General features: G+C 47.5%; 10 protein-coding genes. 5 read left to right on the top strand and 5 right to left on the bottom strand.

The annotated features are described in order from the left end of the window. Positions 1–37: 37 nt before the first annotated feature. The 3 genes from BZG78_RS13040 (at position 38) to BZG78_RS13030 (ending at position 5,243) form a co-directional block, all read left to right on the top strand. Positions 38–3,346 carry an efflux RND transporter permease subunit gene (locus tag BZG78_RS13040; RefSeq protein ID WP_077661448.1) on the top strand — a complete coding sequence of 1,103 codons (3,309 nt, stop codon included), beginning with the start codon at positions 38–40 and terminating at the stop codon, positions 3,344–3,346. Continuing rightward, complete coding sequence (locus tag BZG78_RS13035; protein ID WP_077661447.1) at positions 3,343–4,410, top strand: efflux RND transporter periplasmic adaptor subunit; 1,068 nt, start codon at positions 3,343–3,345, stop codon at positions 4,408–4,410. The genes BZG78_RS13040 and BZG78_RS13035 overlap by 4 nt, the downstream gene beginning before the upstream one ends. Positions 4,411–4,475: 65 nt before the next feature. Next, positions 4,476–5,243, top strand: a complete 768-nt coding sequence (locus tag BZG78_RS13030) for a transporter substrate-binding domain-containing protein (protein ID WP_158011805.1) — start codon at positions 4,476–4,478, stop codon at positions 5,241–5,243. Between the two features lie 97 nt (positions 5,244–5,340). Here BZG78_RS13030 and BZG78_RS13025 read toward each other — a convergent pair whose 3' ends face one another. The 5 genes from BZG78_RS13025 to BZG78_RS13005 all read right to left on the bottom strand — a co-directional run bounded on the left by BZG78_RS13025 (position 5,341) and on the right by BZG78_RS13005 (position 12,919). Beyond that, a complete protein-coding gene (locus BZG78_RS13025) occupies positions 5,341–6,072 on the bottom strand; it encodes a transporter substrate-binding domain-containing protein (protein WP_077661445.1) in 732 nt (243 codons plus the stop codon). A 27-nt stretch (positions 6,073–6,099) separates the two neighbouring features. After that, positions 6,100–7,653: a methyl-accepting chemotaxis protein gene (locus BZG78_RS13020; RefSeq protein ID WP_077661444.1), complete on the bottom strand. Its 1,554-nt coding sequence runs from the start codon at positions 7,651–7,653 to the stop codon at positions 6,100–6,102. Positions 7,654–7,718: 65 nt separating this feature from the next. After that, the gene (locus tag BZG78_RS13015; protein ID WP_077661443.1) at positions 7,719–8,456 is read right to left on the bottom strand and encodes an ABC transporter substrate-binding protein; all 738 of its coding nucleotides are present in this window, start codon (positions 8,454–8,456) and stop codon (positions 7,719–7,721) included. A gap of 264 nt (positions 8,457–8,720) precedes the next feature. Next, on the bottom strand, positions 8,721–10,550 hold the full coding sequence (locus tag BZG78_RS13010) for a M4 family metallopeptidase (RefSeq protein WP_077661442.1): 1,830 nt from the start codon (positions 10,548–10,550) through the stop codon (positions 8,721–8,723). Positions 10,551–10,915: 365 nt separating this feature from the next. Further along, entirely contained in the window at positions 10,916–12,919 is a 2,004-nt protein-coding gene (locus BZG78_RS13005; protein WP_077661441.1) for a hypothetical protein, read from the bottom strand. Between the two features lie 279 nt (positions 12,920–13,198). Here BZG78_RS13005 and BZG78_RS13000 point away from each other — a divergent pair, with 279 nt between their 5' ends. Both BZG78_RS13000 and BZG78_RS12995 read left to right on the top strand, forming a co-directional pair. Next, a complete protein-coding gene (locus BZG78_RS13000; RefSeq protein ID WP_077661440.1) occupies positions 13,199–14,164 on the top strand; it encodes a putative zinc-binding metallopeptidase in 966 nt (321 codons plus the stop codon). A 138-nt stretch (positions 14,165–14,302) separates the two neighbouring features. After that, positions 14,303–15,610 (top strand): carboxylate--amine ligase, encoded by a 1,308-nt coding sequence (locus BZG78_RS12995; RefSeq protein ID WP_021023573.1) that lies wholly within the window; start codon positions 14,303–14,305, stop codon positions 15,608–15,610. Positions 15,611–15,786: the final 176 nt, after the last annotated feature.

Raw genomic sequence — 15,786 nt, 5'->3', positions numbered from 1 at the left:
AAAGGATGCGCACGGACGACAGCAACAAGGAACTGTTATGCGAGATGATCAACCTCAAGGCCCGTTTATTACCCGTGTGATGAACAGTTTTTTTCCGCCTATTTTAATTGCGTTGGCATTTTTGGTTGGGGCTGCCGCGCTGTGGCTTACACCCAAAGAGGAAGATCCGCAAATTGTGGTGCCGATGGCAGATGTGCTGATACAAGCACCGGGCTTAAGCGCGCAACAAGTAACAAAGCAGGTGACGCAGCCGCTGGAGAAAAAAGTCAGTCAAATAGACGGGGTGGAGTATGTTTATTCCACGACGCAAACCGGATCGGCGCGTGTGACCGTGCGTTTTTATGTCGGAGAAGATCGCGAATCAGCGCTGGTCAAGCTATATAACAAGCTGTACGCCAACCAAGATGAGATCCCTGCCGCGGTGAGCGAGTGGGCGATTAAGCCGGTTGAAATTGATGATGTCCCTATTGTGATGGCGGCGCTGCGTAGCGATAAACCAGATACTGTCGATCATTACGCGCTGCGTCGTATTGCTGAGCAAGCCACCTTGGATTTAAAAGCCCTTCCCCAAACCAATGTGGTTAACGTTGTCGGGGGTATGCCACGCCAGGTGTTAGTGGCTTTCGATCCGGCGGCAATGGCAAGTTATCAAATCAGTGTGGCCGATTTAACCCGTGCGTTTTCACTGAGTCATCAAAAACGTAACGCCGGTGATATTCAGCATCAAGGCCAGCGGTATGTCCTTGAAACCGGGCAGTGGTATCAAAGCCGTGACGATATTCGCCAGTTGGTTGTCGCGGTTGTGAATGGCAAGCCTGTGTACTTGCAAGATGTCGCCACGTTAAGTGATGGCCCCACTGAGGCCAGCACCGATACTTGGATTCAATCGCAACAACAGACCAAACCGCATCCCGCTGTATTTATCTCGGTCGCCAAGCAAAAAGGCTCGAACGCGGTGACGGTTGCCGACGATGTAACGCGCACCCTCGATCGTTTAGCGAACACCCAGTTCCCGGAGGGCGTAGAGGTTGAGATTATTCGCAACTATGGTCAAACCGCTGATGCTAAAGTCAATAATTTAGTCTCGAGCTTAGGCATTGCCGTGCTGACCGTGGTGGTGTTTGTGGGGCTGTTTTTAAACTGGCGCAGTGCCTTGGTCGTGGCCATCGCAATTCCGATTAGCTATGGCGCGGCACTGGGGCTTGATCTCGCTTTTGGGTATTCCATCAATCGTGTCACCTTGTTTGCTCTGATTTTGGCGTTGGGCCTGATTGTCGATGACCCAATAGCCAGTATCGATAATATTGAACGTCACCTGACTCATGATAATAAGCCGCGGGGTCGCACCATTGTACTGGCGATGCTGGAAATCAAACGGGCACTGATCATGTCGACGGTGGCGATTGTTATTGTGTTTACTCCGATGTTTTTTATCACCGGGATGATGGGACCTTACATGGCGCCACTGGCATTTAATGTGCCTGTGAGTGTGGTGATCAGTACCTTGGTGGCGTTTTTAGTCACGCCTTGGCTGGCGAAAAAAATTGTTCGTGCCTCAAATAAGGGTGATGACTATCGCTTGGAAACGACACCACTTTATCGGGGCTATCGTCGATTATTACTCCCGCTGTTAGAAAATAATCGCCGTGCGAAAAGGTTTCTTATGGTGGTAGGAGTGCTGTTTGTGGTAGCGGCGATGTTACCGGCGCTACGTCTCGTGCCGCTTAAACTCTTACCCTATGACAACAAAAACGAATTTCAGGTGGTGTTGGATTTGCCGGAAACCGCCAGTTATGTCGAGACCTCGAATGCATTACGTGAGATGAACACTTATCTTCAGCAGCAAGCGGAAGTTGTCTCTGTGTCGGGGTTTGCGGGGCTTGCATCACCGATGGATTTTAATGGCATGGTGCGTCATTATTTTGCGCGAAATGCTCCCTATCAGGGCGAATTGCGCGTCGTCTTGGTGGATAAGCAGCGGCGAGAATTACAATCACATGGTTTAGTGACCCGTTTGCGTGATGATCTGGAATCGATCGCAGCCAAACATAATGCCGACATACAACTGGTGGAAATGCCACCCGGCCCACCTGTACTGGCGACCCTTGTTGCAGAAGTCTATGGTGCACCGAGTACGCCTTATGCAGATATTCAAGCGCAAGCCCAACAGGTTGCGGCGCGATTGGAGCGAGAAGCGTTAGTCTCGGAAGTCAGTACCAGTATTCAAGGACCGCTATCGCGCTGGCAGTTTGTGGTCGATCAAGAAAAAGCGGCATTGTCTGGCGTTGCTATCACTGATATTAACCAGGCATTGCGCGCGGCCAATCAAGGCGTCACGTTGGCTCACCTGGCGGATGCTGATGAAATCGATCCCTTACCGGTCACGCTGCGTTTAGCCCCGGATGCACGCGATAAACTGGATACCTTATTAGCGCTTCATATACGAGGCCGTGCCGGTGTCGCAAAACAATCGGAGCAAGGCGCTTTGGTCGATGCACCGCAACCGCTGGTGGCATTAAGCGAGTTAGGGCATTTTGAGCAACAACCGGTGGACCAACCGATTTATCATAAAAATCTTCAGCCTGTGGTGTATGTCTATGCCGAGCCAATTGGACGTGTACCTGGGGAGGTGGTCGCTGATGTGATCGCTGACTTTAATCAGCCAAAAGCGGATACATCACGGCCGCTTGCAGCGCGCAGTTACCTCGACAACGGTGCTGGTGATGGTTGGCAGGTGCGTGACGATATTAATGTTGTTTGGAGCGGCGAGGGAGAGTGGAAGATCACCATTGATGTATTCCGTGACCTTGGTATTGCTTACGGCGCCGCTTTGTTAGGCGTCTTTATCGTGATGCTAATCCAAACCGGCTTACCGGCGGTGTCTGGGATGATTATGCTGGCAATTCCCCTCACGGTAATCGGCATCATGCCCGGTTTTTGGTTGCTTAATGGCTTAAGTGGCGACATTAACGGCTATCCAAACCCAGCACTTTTCACCGCTACCGCGATGATAGGCATGATTGCATTAGCCGGCATCGTGGTGCGTAACGCCCTGGTATTAATTGAATTTATTCAGCAATCATTGGCGCGCGGTATGGAACTTAGTGAAGCCTTAATACAAGCGGGGGCGGTACGTATGCGGCCGATTTTGCTGACCGCCGGTACCACCTTATTAGGGAATGTGATTATTACCCTTGACCCCATTTTTAATGGTCTCGCATGGGCCATTATTTTCGGGATTGCGGCATCAACCGTCTTTACCTTGCTGGTTGTGCCTGTGGTGTACAACTTAGCGTATCAAAATCATCCTACCCATGGCTTACCGGCAGAAGGAGACGAGGCATGAATAAGAAAAAAGGATTACAGGCCGTCGTGCTGGGCACTGGATTGTTAGTGGTATTTCTTGGTATGGCTGGGGTCTTTACTGCAAAGGTGACCTCAAAGGCCAGCTCTTCGCAAGGAGCGGACGATCATAACACCTTGACGCTTACTGCCATTGAGCAGCCGCTAACCCGAACCTTTTCAGGGCAGCTGGTGGCGCGGCAAAACGCAACATTGGCGGCGCGAATGACGGCAACGGTTGCCGATGTCCTGGTCGATGTTGGCGATCGCGTGGAGCAAGGAGATATACTGATCCGCTTAGACAACGCCGATCTCAGTGCTAAAGTGCGCCAAGTGCAACAAGCACTGGCCTCAGCACAGTCACAACTGAATACTGCGCGCAGCGATTATCGCCGGATGGAAACCTTATTAGCGAAAAAGCTCGTGCCGCAATCACAATTCGATGATGCCGAGAACCGCTTAAATACCGCGCGCTCTGAATACCGCCGGGCGATCGCGGCAGTGGATGAGGCCGAAACCCAGTTCGGGTTTAGTCTAGTGCGCGCGCCATTTACTGGACTGATCACCGAAAAAATTATCAATCAAGGGGATACGGCGACGCCGGGTGCAGCGATGCTGACGTTGTACGACCCAGACAGTATGGAGGCACAAGTGAACATCGCCGAGTCTTCACTGCCTTTTGTGACGATTGGAGACACGCTTCATCTACGCTTGCCAACTTATGAAAAAACATTGACTGGAACGATACGCACGATCACGCCGGCCGCCGATGCGACGTCACGTAGCTATCGCGTTGCTTTGACTTTGCCTGTCACAGACGGTGAAGATGATCAGGCACGGTTACCTGGCATGTTTGTTAAAGTGACGGTGTCACAAAAGGCGAGCTCTATTTTATCGGTTCCTGCTAACGCGCGTTACCAAATTGGTCAACTTGACTATGTGAACGTGGTTGAAGACAACCAAATTATAAGACGCTTGGTGGTACTGACCGAAGAGGGCCGAGTGCGAAAAGGGCTAAAGGCTGGCGAAACTGTATTACTGCATCCTAAATCGCAGAAGACTGACTGATCGCGTTCGCATTTTTAACAATGTCGACGATACTTAGAGGTGAGTTATTCCTCAAGGAGTTGACTATGAAGATTGCGTTACTCTCTGCCACGGCCTTAGCCGGCAGCTTATTATCAGGACCAGCGATGGCACTCGATACCTCATCGCTTAAAGTGTGTGGTGATGGGGCGAATTGGCCACCTTTTCACTATAAAAAAGGCGAGAATATCGAAGGCTATGACATTGATGTCCTCAATGCCATCTTTCAAAACAGCGGAGTAGATGTATCGGTAGATTTACCGCCGTGGAAGCGGTGCGTTTTTGAGACAAAATCAGGCAATTACGATATTGCGCTCAGCGCATCTTACAACGAAGAACGCGATCGTGATTTTCTTTTAACTGACTATTATTACACTCTGCAGCCTAGCTATATTTACTCAACTCAACAACATCCGAATGGCCTGAACATCGAGACAGCGGATGATATTAACCAGCTGCGGATGTGTGGCCTTTTGGGCTATAACTACACAGGGTTCAGTGTCGATGATAGCCAGGTGAGGAAGTCAGCAAAAGACTTTAAGCAACTGGTAAAACAGACGCAAGCAGGGCGCTGTGATGTATTTTTAGCACGCTACGAGATACTCGCAGGGTTCAAAGCAGCACAAGGCATTGATTACCTCGCTGGCGAGATGCAAGTCGAGCCGATTCCCGGCAATATGGGTGATAAGTTCCATATGATGATTTCGCGTGAACACCCAGAGGCTAATGAGATAAAAGCATTGCTCGACCAAAACTTTGAATCCATGCGCCAGTCCGGTCAATTAAAATCAATACTTGATGGTTATTTAGACTAAATGGTTATTTAAATTAAACGTGTGAACTTAACGCACGTAAATCGTAATAAAAAAAGGTGCAATCGCACCTCTTTTTATGTCATGGGTGCATTGTTTATTAATCGACACCGTATTTTTTCACGATTTTTTCAAATGTACCGTTTGCCTTGATAGCTTTAAGTCCTTGGTTGTAAGCATCAATAATCGCTCTTCCATCTGGGTTGGCCTTACCACTCGTCACATGCAAAGCGTTGGTTGATAGTGACTTATCAGTAAAAGAAAACTGGTTACTATCAAGCCCTTCTTTTTGCATGACGGATTGGGCGACGATTTTATCTTCCAGAGTTAAATCTATTCGGCTGGCTAGTAACTTCTTTAAATTTGTTGCAAGATTATTGGCAATTGGTTTTTCAAAGTTTGTGGCATTTAAGAAGGCATCACCATAACCGTAATCACGCACAACACCAACGGCTTTACCCTCAAGATCATTCAAGTTAGAGAATTGGAAGTCATCGCCAGAGCGTTTTATAAACGTCAGCTCGTTATCCATGTATGCATCACTATAGTGCAAAAATTCAGTGCGATCTTTGGTGTGCCACGTTGCCGGTAATATATCGATATTCCCTTTATTCACTGCATCCAGTGCACGTGCCCATGGCATATTTTTAAAGTCCACCTGATAGCCTTGTGTTTCCATGGCTGCTGTTACTAGCTCAACAGAAATACCAGGTCGATCCGGATCCGCAGTCACGAAAGGTGGCCAAGGATCTTGCGCAGCTGTCAATGTTTTAGCCATGGCACTGGGTATAAGTAGTAATAACCCTAAGCCAACTGAGATTAACTTTTTCATGTGTTCTCCTTTTTATTAGCGCTTGAGCTAGGTTTTAAACTTCTCCATTTGCCCTTTGATATCCTCACTGAGCGTCAGCACTTTATCAGTGCGCGTGGCATTATCTTGCGCCCCTTTTGTAACCTGATTAGTCGCTTCTGAGGCCTCGTTAATCGCTTGGCTGACTTCATCGATGGCCTGACGCTGCTCATCGGTTGCTTGCGAAATCTGGCCGCTGCGCTCAGAAATATCCGTAATGGTTTCGCGCACTTGGCTAACGGATTCTTGTGATTCTGATACGCGTCCTGCGGTGCTTTCTAGAATGCTACTAATACGATTGATTTCTTTTTCAACCGATTCCGTTGCGTCACTCAGTGACTTAATGTTGGATTGGATTTTCTCAGTCGATTCGCTGGTTTTCACTGATAAGCTACGCACTTCATCGGCGACAACCGCAAACCCTCGCCCCTGTTCGCCCGCTCGTGCCGCCTCAATCGCGGCATTCAATGCTAATAAGTTTGTTTGTTCTGAAATATCGTTGATCACGTTGACGACATCTGAAATTTTCTCACCCTCTTCTAACAGCTTGTGCATTTCAGTATTCACATTTTCCATCTCAGTGCGCATGTTAATAATTTCAGACGCTGAACTTTCAATAGTGCCGTAGACTTGATTGACAAGGTCGGTTGCATTGGCAGCATGTGTCGCTGCATCATTCGCTGTATCCGCAACCGTTGCGATCGACTGATTCATTTGTGTTGCGGCCGCAGCGACGGTAGACAGGCTCTGTTTTTGCTGTTCTAAACGCTCGGCGTTGGTTCGTGCCATTTGTCCACTTTCTGCCGAGACGCTGGCGAGATTAATCGATGCCTGTGTCACTTCATTGACGATCTCACGAAGAGAGGCGGTGAAATGATTAATATGTTCGGTTATCTGAGCAAATTCTTTGTACTTTGGCGCGGGGATAACTTTAGAAAGATCACCATCGCCACTGGCCAATTCACGAACTCTAGCAGTGAGATCATTGAGTGGTTTCACCACCGTTGCAGTGAGTGCCAGAATTAGGAACACAATAATGACAAGATCAAGCACGACGAGTTCGATAACGCTTCGTTTCAGTGTGTCTGCTAGTGCGGCTTCTAATCGCTCAGTGTTGTAGAAAACTTGTAATGTACCGACTTGATTGGTTTCTCCATATTCGGTGAATGACAGCTCGTTCTCTTTCAGCATCATCGATTCGTACATCGATTTTTCACCATCACCAATCGTTTTTGCCTGCCTTTCACCGTCTTCGCCACTGTCTTGGCCAAGACGCAAAAACACAATGGCTTCGCCTTGGTTGTCGAGCACTCTTACCGCTTTTATATCTGGCGCTTTGAGCTCGGCAGAAATGGATAACTTCGCCGCTTCCAAATCAAAATCCCAAATCGCTTTTGGGAGACTGAGGTTCATTCGGTTGGTGGCGTTAGCCACGGTGGTTTCAAGCGCGCTACTCAGTTCCTTTTTCGTGCTCTGGTAATCAATATAACTTGATATGCCTAACACGATAGAAACAGCAATAACCACTTGAGTGACAAATATTGCTTTAAGACTCTTAAACATAGCGCTACTCTTCCATTTGTCTTTGCCGCACGATCCATTTCGATCGCTTTTATTGGTAAGGGAGATTACTCGCCCAAACGTTCTTTCATTATCTGTTCGATATCGATTTTCTTGAGCCCTTGATTAACGATATCGCGCCACTTTTTTCCCGCCTCATTGTTAGCAAATGCGATATGGAGTTGTTTGTCGACGAGAAGCTTTTTGTTCATTTGTAGATTGGCTTTTACTGCGCTAAGGGCTGGATCATTCTCTTTGAGGTAATCCAGGACGTTGGCATCAACCACCGCGAGAGGGATACGCTCTCGGCCCACTTTTTGTAGGTTTTGGGTATCGCTGGTGACGTCGGAGGATTTTAATGAGCCATTCGCAATACGGGCATCTAATTCCGGTGTGTTGACGTAACCACGGACGACACCAATCATGTGAGGTGCAAGATCATCAAGCGTTGACCATTCGATAGGGCGGTTAACGTTTTCAACAAAACCCAGTGGGCCGGTTCCTATAGGATCAGAGAAAATGAGATCATCTGTCTCATAGTGATACTCTGGGAAGTACCCTGCATATTTGGCATCGTTTTTTACCAGGTACACGGTGCGCGACCAAGGATAAAACTCGACATTTAGCTCATGACCCATGGCCTGAACCGCTGCGCGCACAACAGCGACAGAGGCGCCTTGATCCGGTAAGTTTTTACCAGAATAAGGGGGCCATTCAAGAGATGGCATAGTCAGCACATCGGCACGAGCGGGTGTCGTGATCAGTAGTAATGCTGAGAAAGCGAGTGTGAACAGGTGTTTGAGCATGGTGCCTCCAATTTTTTTATCTTCTTATAAGCGTAGACGAGATAAAAAATATGAGCGTCGTGATCTTTTTTTACCTGTGATAACCGTGTGATTAATGTCTATAACGTGATGAAAGCTATAAATTTATATGCACGCTCAGCGTTTACATTGATAGCTAAATCATCAAAGAGAAAAAGGATAGACCTTAAATTGTCTATCTTTTCAGTAAATACCCTATGTCGACTAGACAAAAATGCCGCTGTGATTACAGCGGCATGATAGCGGTTAATCGCGGACTAAACTGACGTTTGAATAGTTTTGATAGCCACGTAGCATGACGTGGTATGTCACGTTTTGCTGCGCATTTAGTGTGCAGTTTTCATTATTGCCGTTGTTGTAGGGGCGGCAATCCCAATTGCTGGTGGTCGGTTTGCTTCCTTCCTTGACATAAAGGTCTGCATCACCAGATCCACCACTCATGCTGACGTTGACACTGCGGCTACTATCCACGGTAAATGTAAAAAAAGTCTCGCTTCCACTGCCACCGGCTAAGCCTGTAATAGGCTGGTTCGGTAGAAGTACATTGCTAGTGTTATCGCCACAACTTGCGCTAACACCTACCGCGTTGAAGGCGTCAATAACATCTTGCTCGTTATAAGCCAGGTCTTTGGCGGCTTTTGCTACGCCACATGCACCCTGATCAAATGTACTATTTGCGGTCCAATATAATTGGTTAGCCGTAGTAAATATTTCGAAGCCTTTACGAACATCCCAATTCGTTTTGTTGGCCAGTAGATAAAAGGCACGGTTGTATACACCGCTCGAGTGGTGAACATTCATGCCATCACGATATTGGCTGGCGTCATCAATTGAGTTGCCATCGCGAGAAGGCTGCTCAAAGTAACGGAGCCCACCGGAGCCTTTAAAGATATCGGCACCAACTAGCCAATCGACGTCACCATGCATATAAAATTCAGCGGCTTCGCCAGCGATATCAGAGAAAGCTTCATTTATCCCGCCTGACATGTCAGCGTAAATTAGCCCCGAGTTTTGCTCCGTAAAGCCGTGACTAACCTCGTGAGCACTCACGTTGATATCGACCAAGGGGTAAAAAGTGTTTTGGCCATCGCCAAACGTCATCGAACGACCATTCCAGAATGCATTTTCGTAATTGTTGCCATAGTGCACTCGCATGGTGAGTTGGAAGCTAAGTGGCGCGGTATTCATCCAGTCCTTGTACATGTCAAAGACAACATTTCCAAAGTAGTGCGCGTCATTGAGCGGCGAATAGGCACCATTAACATATTTTTTATCGTTGTAATTACCGGTGTCCGTGCAAGGGTAGGAAAAGGCAGTGCTACCGGAGGTACCATTGTCTAAATCGACCGTTTTGACTTTGTCGTTTTCAAGTGTACAAGTACTGCCGACTTTATCGATAGGCAGGCCATCATAGTCGGTGCCATAAGTATACTGACCAGTCTTTTCATTGCCGCCCGGCCCGGTGCCGACTGCCGAGGCATGGTTGATGCCGTCCCATTGTTTTAAGATCTCGCCTGTATTAGCTTCAATTATATAAAATGGTCGGGTTGGATCATTACCAGCTACAAAGAAATCAACGAGGTAGACGAGTTGTGCATTTTGTTGATCATCGAGCCTCACCACCAAGCGGGTGTTTTCGTTTTCGAAAGGTGCGGAAGTAAGTGTCTTCTGGCTTTGCGTAAAATCGGCTTTGGCCGCTTCTAACGCAGACTGGCTGTTGAGCGCGGGTGAGACATTAACAATGTCATTAGCTACGCCTTGGGCCATGGTGCCGTAAACGTCGCTCCGTTGGCCCTGCTTTTCTGTCGCAACAACAGCCGTGTCAATAACCGGCACACCTTGAAAGGTTTGTTGGTAGCGGACTTTGATTTTGCCATTTGGCAAGGTGACACGCTTGACCTCTTTAAATCCTAAAGGATTCGTTTGCGATCCTGACGATGCATAAACGCCAGTCGGTTGATTCAAAACTTGGTTGAGTATTGTTTCGTCAGTAACGTTAATGAGATCGGCACTCACAGCGGGAGTGCTAATGGCCATGCCAGAAGCGATAAGCCATGCTAATTTAGATAATTTCATGTTATTGCCCTAATTGTTGTTGAAAGATTCCTTTCTTCCCAACCGCACAATAGGAAGGCGAACGTTTTAGTCCACTTCTCTAACGTGACCTATCAACAGTTCTCTTTACAAGCTTGTTACAATTAGTTGTGTAAACAAACACTGACATGGTCGGACCGTTTTAAATGCAATAGCGTGTTCAACCTTGCTGTGAACCGTTTATCTAAAAGAGGTTATGGTTATTGATTCATCAATGACCAGAATTATTTACAGAATAAATGACTATTTAGTTATGAGAGACTGGCCGCAAATTTAATGTATAGCATGGTCGATGAGATAAGCGAGGGTCACTTGAGCGTGACCCTCGTCGATGTTATGCCTGTTATCTATGGCGTACGACGCTGACTAGACGATTGTGATTTAGTCAGGGGCTGGTGATCATTTGGCCAAAAAAGAGAGGTTGGGCGTTGTTTTATTTGGTTGATAACGGCGGATCGGACCGATGCGATGTCTAGCTCGCAGTTACGCGAGCGCAGCGCGACGAATAATGCGAGGCCAAAGCTGACCCACAGATTGATAAAGCCAATCATCAATACAAAAAACAGGCTGGATAAAACAGACAACCACGACTGGTAATCGCTAATATGCGCATAGGCCGCATGGGCAGAAGAGAAGGCAACATGGCGAATATCAAGCGGAACGTCAATAAGATAGCCTAAGTAACTGGTCATGCCTAAAAGCACACCAAAAATAAAGTTACCCCCCAATGCGCCATAGTTTTGATGAATATACAGCGCTATCCGCTCTCGTCGTTGAAGCGAGATTGCGCGGAATAACGGATGGCCGATTAACCGATCTTTCAACTCAATGTAGTCCGCCCGATTATCGAGTATGCCGGTAATAATACCTGACAAAAATAGCCAGACCCCAGCGATAGCGGCGTAAAGCCAGGCTAAACCATGGATCGGATGAATCGCAGCGGTTTGATAGGCCACTTGTTCGCTGTTTAGTACCGGATTGCCATATAAATGGCTAAAAAGCAGACTAACCAACACACTTACGATAATTGCCGCGGTGATATTGCCCCAGACTGCAAACCACTGAGAACGATTCACATTGATCAGTAACCGTGCCAGCTTTTTACTACGCGTGCGCCCTTGTTTGTTCTTTTCCACATGTGCAGCAAAGTTTGCCGCGGTCATCGCCGGCTGCTTGGTGGCAATGGTAAAGTGTAAAATGTGCACCAGCATAAAGCCGACGCCGTAGTTTAAACTGACCAGTAATGCATTGTTAAGTGGTGATAATTGCAGGGTCTCGATATACATTTTTACCCATGCTAACAGGGCAATAATCACCCCTGCGCCGCAGGCGCCGCGCAGAATTTTAAAGTAATCGTTTTTGGTTTTGGCGATATAATGCTCGCCGTGGTTGCTCTTATTTTGTGTCACGCTTTGTGCGAATGTGCGGGTACTTTTGCGATAAATCGCGCGTACACTGTTGCGTTCAGTCACTGAAATAAGCAATTGCCGCCAGAGGTTTAATACGCAGCGTGCTTTTTGGTGTGGATGCCGAAAGTCTAGGATTTGGATCAGTAGCACCATTCGGTTTAACGTTTGATCCAAGCGCTCAAGCATACGTGAGGCGTGCGCAGAGAAGCCCATTTGGTTAATACCACGAGCCCGGATCCGCTTAACCTGCTGCTGACATTGCTCAATTATCACCCAAAAATGTGCCCTGTCTTTGGGATCCAACGTGTCGTTTTTAATCGCGTTCACAAGTTGGTGGGTTTCACGCTGCAATGCAATGAATGGCGAATCAACCTCGCTGAGACGTCGATCAATGCGTAATAGCTCTGGATCCAATTCCTCCGCGGCAATCCAGATAGATAGCATTTCTAACGAATAACATAGCTCGCTTTTAATGTACGCACCTGTTGAGCGGATTGTTTCGGGAGCGGCACTTTTTACTAAGAGGCGGTATAGCTTAAACCAGCACTTATGAGAGATGGCTTTGACCCACGCTTTATCTTCCCCTCCTACAAAGTAACTTAATAGGTCGTTAATATCGTTACAGCGCTTAGGCGGCGGATTGACTTTGTTATAAAGACGACGAAAAATATCGGTAACAAGACCGTTTTTAGAGAAAATCCCCAACTGCACAAACGCCGGTGACAGCTTTATTTTTTTGGCTTCATTGCACACGCTGTTGGCAAAGAGCGCGGCTTGAGAGGGGGAGTTGGCTAACGCTAAGACAAGCTGCTCAAGACGCAATTCTGCCAGCTTTGGCTCTCCTTCACGAAGGTAGGTAAAGAATACATCAAGGCGCTCCGTGTCATTGGCACAGAGAGAGAAACCGTCTATCACTTTAAAGGCCGGTGTAATCGCAGGCATAAATCAATTTTCTTATCAGTAGATAGTCAACGCTCGCGTAGTCTACAAGAGCGAGAAAGCAGGGGGAAGCGAAAGCGCGCTTAGATCACATTTAGGCTACTCCCCAAGGTGTTCCACGCATGGCGCTGGATTGCTAAGCAAATCGAAAGCCGTTTGTTGTGACCCAGTCGCAGTTTTAGGGAAATATCGCTGGTTGTGAGCATAGCCAAAGCCTACGATAAGTGGCTCGGAAAGTACTTTTCCGCGGCATCGTTTGCCTTTTCTGGAGTTTTGCCGAATATGATGAGTTTCACGAATCCGGTAGGTCCCGGCACGTTATGGTTTCACAACTTGGCCACTGCAGAAGGAACACCGGTAGCTTATGACCCTCAGGCACGTGCTTTTCTGCCTATGCCACCATTTTGTGCCAACCGTGTCATTATAGGGTGTAATTGGATAGCGCCTGAAGAAGGTGCTTTCTGCCGAGCTTGCGCAATGACAGCACTCGCACCAGATCCTGACATACCTAACGCCATTGATTACTGGGCAGAAACGGAAGCGGCTAAACGCTGGGTCATCGATAACTTAGGGCGGTGGCATTGGTTCCGACCAGAAGATCCTGGTACACGGCCTACCTTTCATATGCTCGCTGATGGTAATACGTTGGCGGCAATGGGGCATGGGGATGGCGTGGTAACAATGAGCGTTTCTGAGGCCGATCCTGTGGTGCGTATCTCCCGCAGGGAAGCCTTGGATGAACCGTATCGAACGCTGATAGGCCATATGCGCCATGAAATTGCGCATATGCTTTGGTGGCGCTTAAGCCTTCGAGAAGATTTTCTTAATGCATTTCGTGAGATGTTCGGGGACGAACGTATCGATTACACCACGTCGCTGGAAAATCATTATCATCAAGGGCCACCGGTAGGGTGGGAGCAGGCGTACATCACTTCTTATGCATCGGCTCACCCCCATGAAGATTGGGCGGAAACGGCAGCAAGCCTATTACATCTTACTGATATCACTGATAGCTTTGTGGCCTCGGGGCTTGTGTCGCCGGAGATGCCTAGCCACGGCTGGGATCCCTATGCCGAGCCTGACACGGAGCTGCTGGTTCATGTGGCCTCTGCTATTGTGATGCGAGTAAATCATATTAATCGATCCATGGGCTTGTCTGATGTTTATCCCTATGTATTGTCTGAGACTGCCCATCGAAAGCTTGCGTTTGTACATGACTGGCTTCGTCGTGGCGCGCAGGGGCGATGAGTTTTATATAGGTCAAAGGCCTTAACGAACATCTACTGGGAATGGTGTCTTTAAAAGACGATGGATGGGAATAGGATGCTTCGCATCAACGTTGGTCCGTTTCCGGTACCTAAGTATCAAATAAAAGGAGTTATAAATATGGCGATTACGCCTAAATCAGACATGTCACCAGAAGTTTTGTCTTGGCGAGATCCTTCTATGGACTCTGTCCAAGGAACTGAAACCCCCAAAGATCCAAACAAAGGTTACATTGCGCTATTAGGGTGGAGTGTCAACGCAATCAAAGCGGCCCAGAAATTTGATCGTCGCTATATCGTGGTTGCGCCTGAGTGGGCGCGAGATTTTTGTACTGCGAACAATATCCCGTTTATGTCATGGGATTTCCTTCGACTTGATGATACTTCTATCGAGCTTGCTAGAAAACTCAAGGCTGAGGGCGTCGATGTCGCTGTGCCACTGTTTGAAGAAACGGTTGAATGGTCCGGCGCGATCAACTCTGTACTGCTTGATAATCCTCGGATGTACGGGCAATCGATTTTATTCCGTGATAAAGCGCTAATGAAACGTCGAGCTCAGCTTGGCGGTATCCGTGTCGGCATTTTTGAAGAAGCGCATGAAAAAGAAGATATCGTGCGATTTATGAAGCGAGTTAATCAAACATTACTCAAACTTGACGGCGATCCAGACGATCCAATTCATGTCAAAGCGTTTGATAAAGCGGGTTGTTTAGGACATCGCATGCTGCGAACCGTTGACGAAATCGATGCTATCCCGACTGAAGAATACCCGCTGCTTATGGAAAGCCATCTCGATGGATGGGAGTTTGCCGTTGAAGCCTGGGTTCACGATGGCAAGATCATGTTCTTAAATATCTCTGAATACGTCACACTCGGCTACTCGGTGTTTGTGCCTGCGACAAAAGAGCTCGAGAGTTGGCGAGACGCGATTACTAAGCAAATTGAGTTATTGATTAAAACCTTTGATATCCAGTTCGGTCAGATCCATCCAGAATACTTTGTGACCAGTGACGGCACTATGTACTTTGGTGAGGTCGCCTACCGCCCACCGGGATTTAAAGCGTTTGAGTTGATTGAGCGAGCTTATGGCTTTAATGCTTATCAGGCTTCATTTTTGGTGTTTGATCCTAAGAGCACAAAAGAAGAAGTTGATGCTTTCTTCCCGCGTGAAGTTGTTGATGCAAAAGGCTATGCTGGCTGCTTTGGCGTATATCCAAAACGGCGTGTCGTCAGTCAGTTAGAAATGCCAAAAGAGTGTATAGAGCATCCCTATTTTGATTTTCATGAGCTTCAGGCGCCTGCTGAAGAGACGGTTCCAGAGCGAGATGCGTTTGGTACCCACTGGGGGCTGGTGTTCTTCTTCGGGGATGATCCGATTAAAATGCGGGACTTATTAAAAGCCCAAGAAGACTTGGATTTTTACGTCTAGTACGTCTTGATATAATCTTGCTTATCCTCCGCAGCCTGGGTTAGAGGCGTCTCTAACCCAGGCTTTTTTTGTGTGAGTTAAAACACATTTCCCCGTCACCTATGAGCCAAGATGATTGGAACCATATTAATATGGTCGACTTCGTTAATAATTGAATAAATGGATTTATTATCAAT

The sequence above is a fragment of the Salinivibrio sp. MA351 genome, assembly GCF_001996065.1.
GTDB lineage: Bacteria > Pseudomonadota > Gammaproteobacteria > Enterobacterales > Vibrionaceae > Salinivibrio > Salinivibrio costicola.
The sequence above is the reverse complement of the archived record's forward strand: the minus strand, read 5'-3'. Positions and strand labels throughout refer to the sequence as shown.

What these genes read in the sequence shown, in the direction of transcription:
- BZG78_RS13040 (WP_077661448.1), top strand. Translation starts at nt 38, where the DNA reads ATGCGAGATGATCAACCTCAAGGCCCGTTTATTACCCGTGTGATGAAC.
- BZG78_RS13035 (WP_077661447.1), top strand. Translation starts at nt 3,343, where the DNA reads ATGAATAAGAAAAAAGGATTACAGGCCGTCGTGCTGGGCACTGGATTG.
- BZG78_RS13030 (WP_158011805.1), top strand. Translation starts at nt 4,476, where the DNA reads ATGAAGATTGCGTTACTCTCTGCCACGGCCTTAGCCGGCAGCTTATTA.
- BZG78_RS13025 (WP_077661445.1), bottom strand. Translation starts at nt 6,072, where the DNA reads ATGAAAAAGTTAATCTCAGTTGGCTTAGGGTTATTACTACTTATACCC.
- BZG78_RS13020 (WP_077661444.1), bottom strand. Translation starts at nt 7,653, where the DNA reads ATGTTTAAGAGTCTTAAAGCAATATTTGTCACTCAAGTGGTTATTGCT.
- BZG78_RS13015 (WP_077661443.1), bottom strand. Translation starts at nt 8,456, where the DNA reads ATGCTCAAACACCTGTTCACACTCGCTTTCTCAGCATTACTACTGATC.
- BZG78_RS13010 (WP_077661442.1), bottom strand. Translation starts at nt 10,550, where the DNA reads ATGAAATTATCTAAATTAGCATGGCTTATCGCTTCTGGCATGGCCATT.
- BZG78_RS13005 (WP_077661441.1), bottom strand. Translation starts at nt 12,919, where the DNA reads ATGCCTGCGATTACACCGGCCTTTAAAGTGATAGACGGTTTCTCTCTC.
- BZG78_RS13000 (WP_077661440.1), top strand. Translation starts at nt 13,199, where the DNA reads ATGATGAGTTTCACGAATCCGGTAGGTCCCGGCACGTTATGGTTTCAC.
- BZG78_RS12995 (WP_021023573.1), top strand. Translation starts at nt 14,303, where the DNA reads ATGGCGATTACGCCTAAATCAGACATGTCACCAGAAGTTTTGTCTTGG.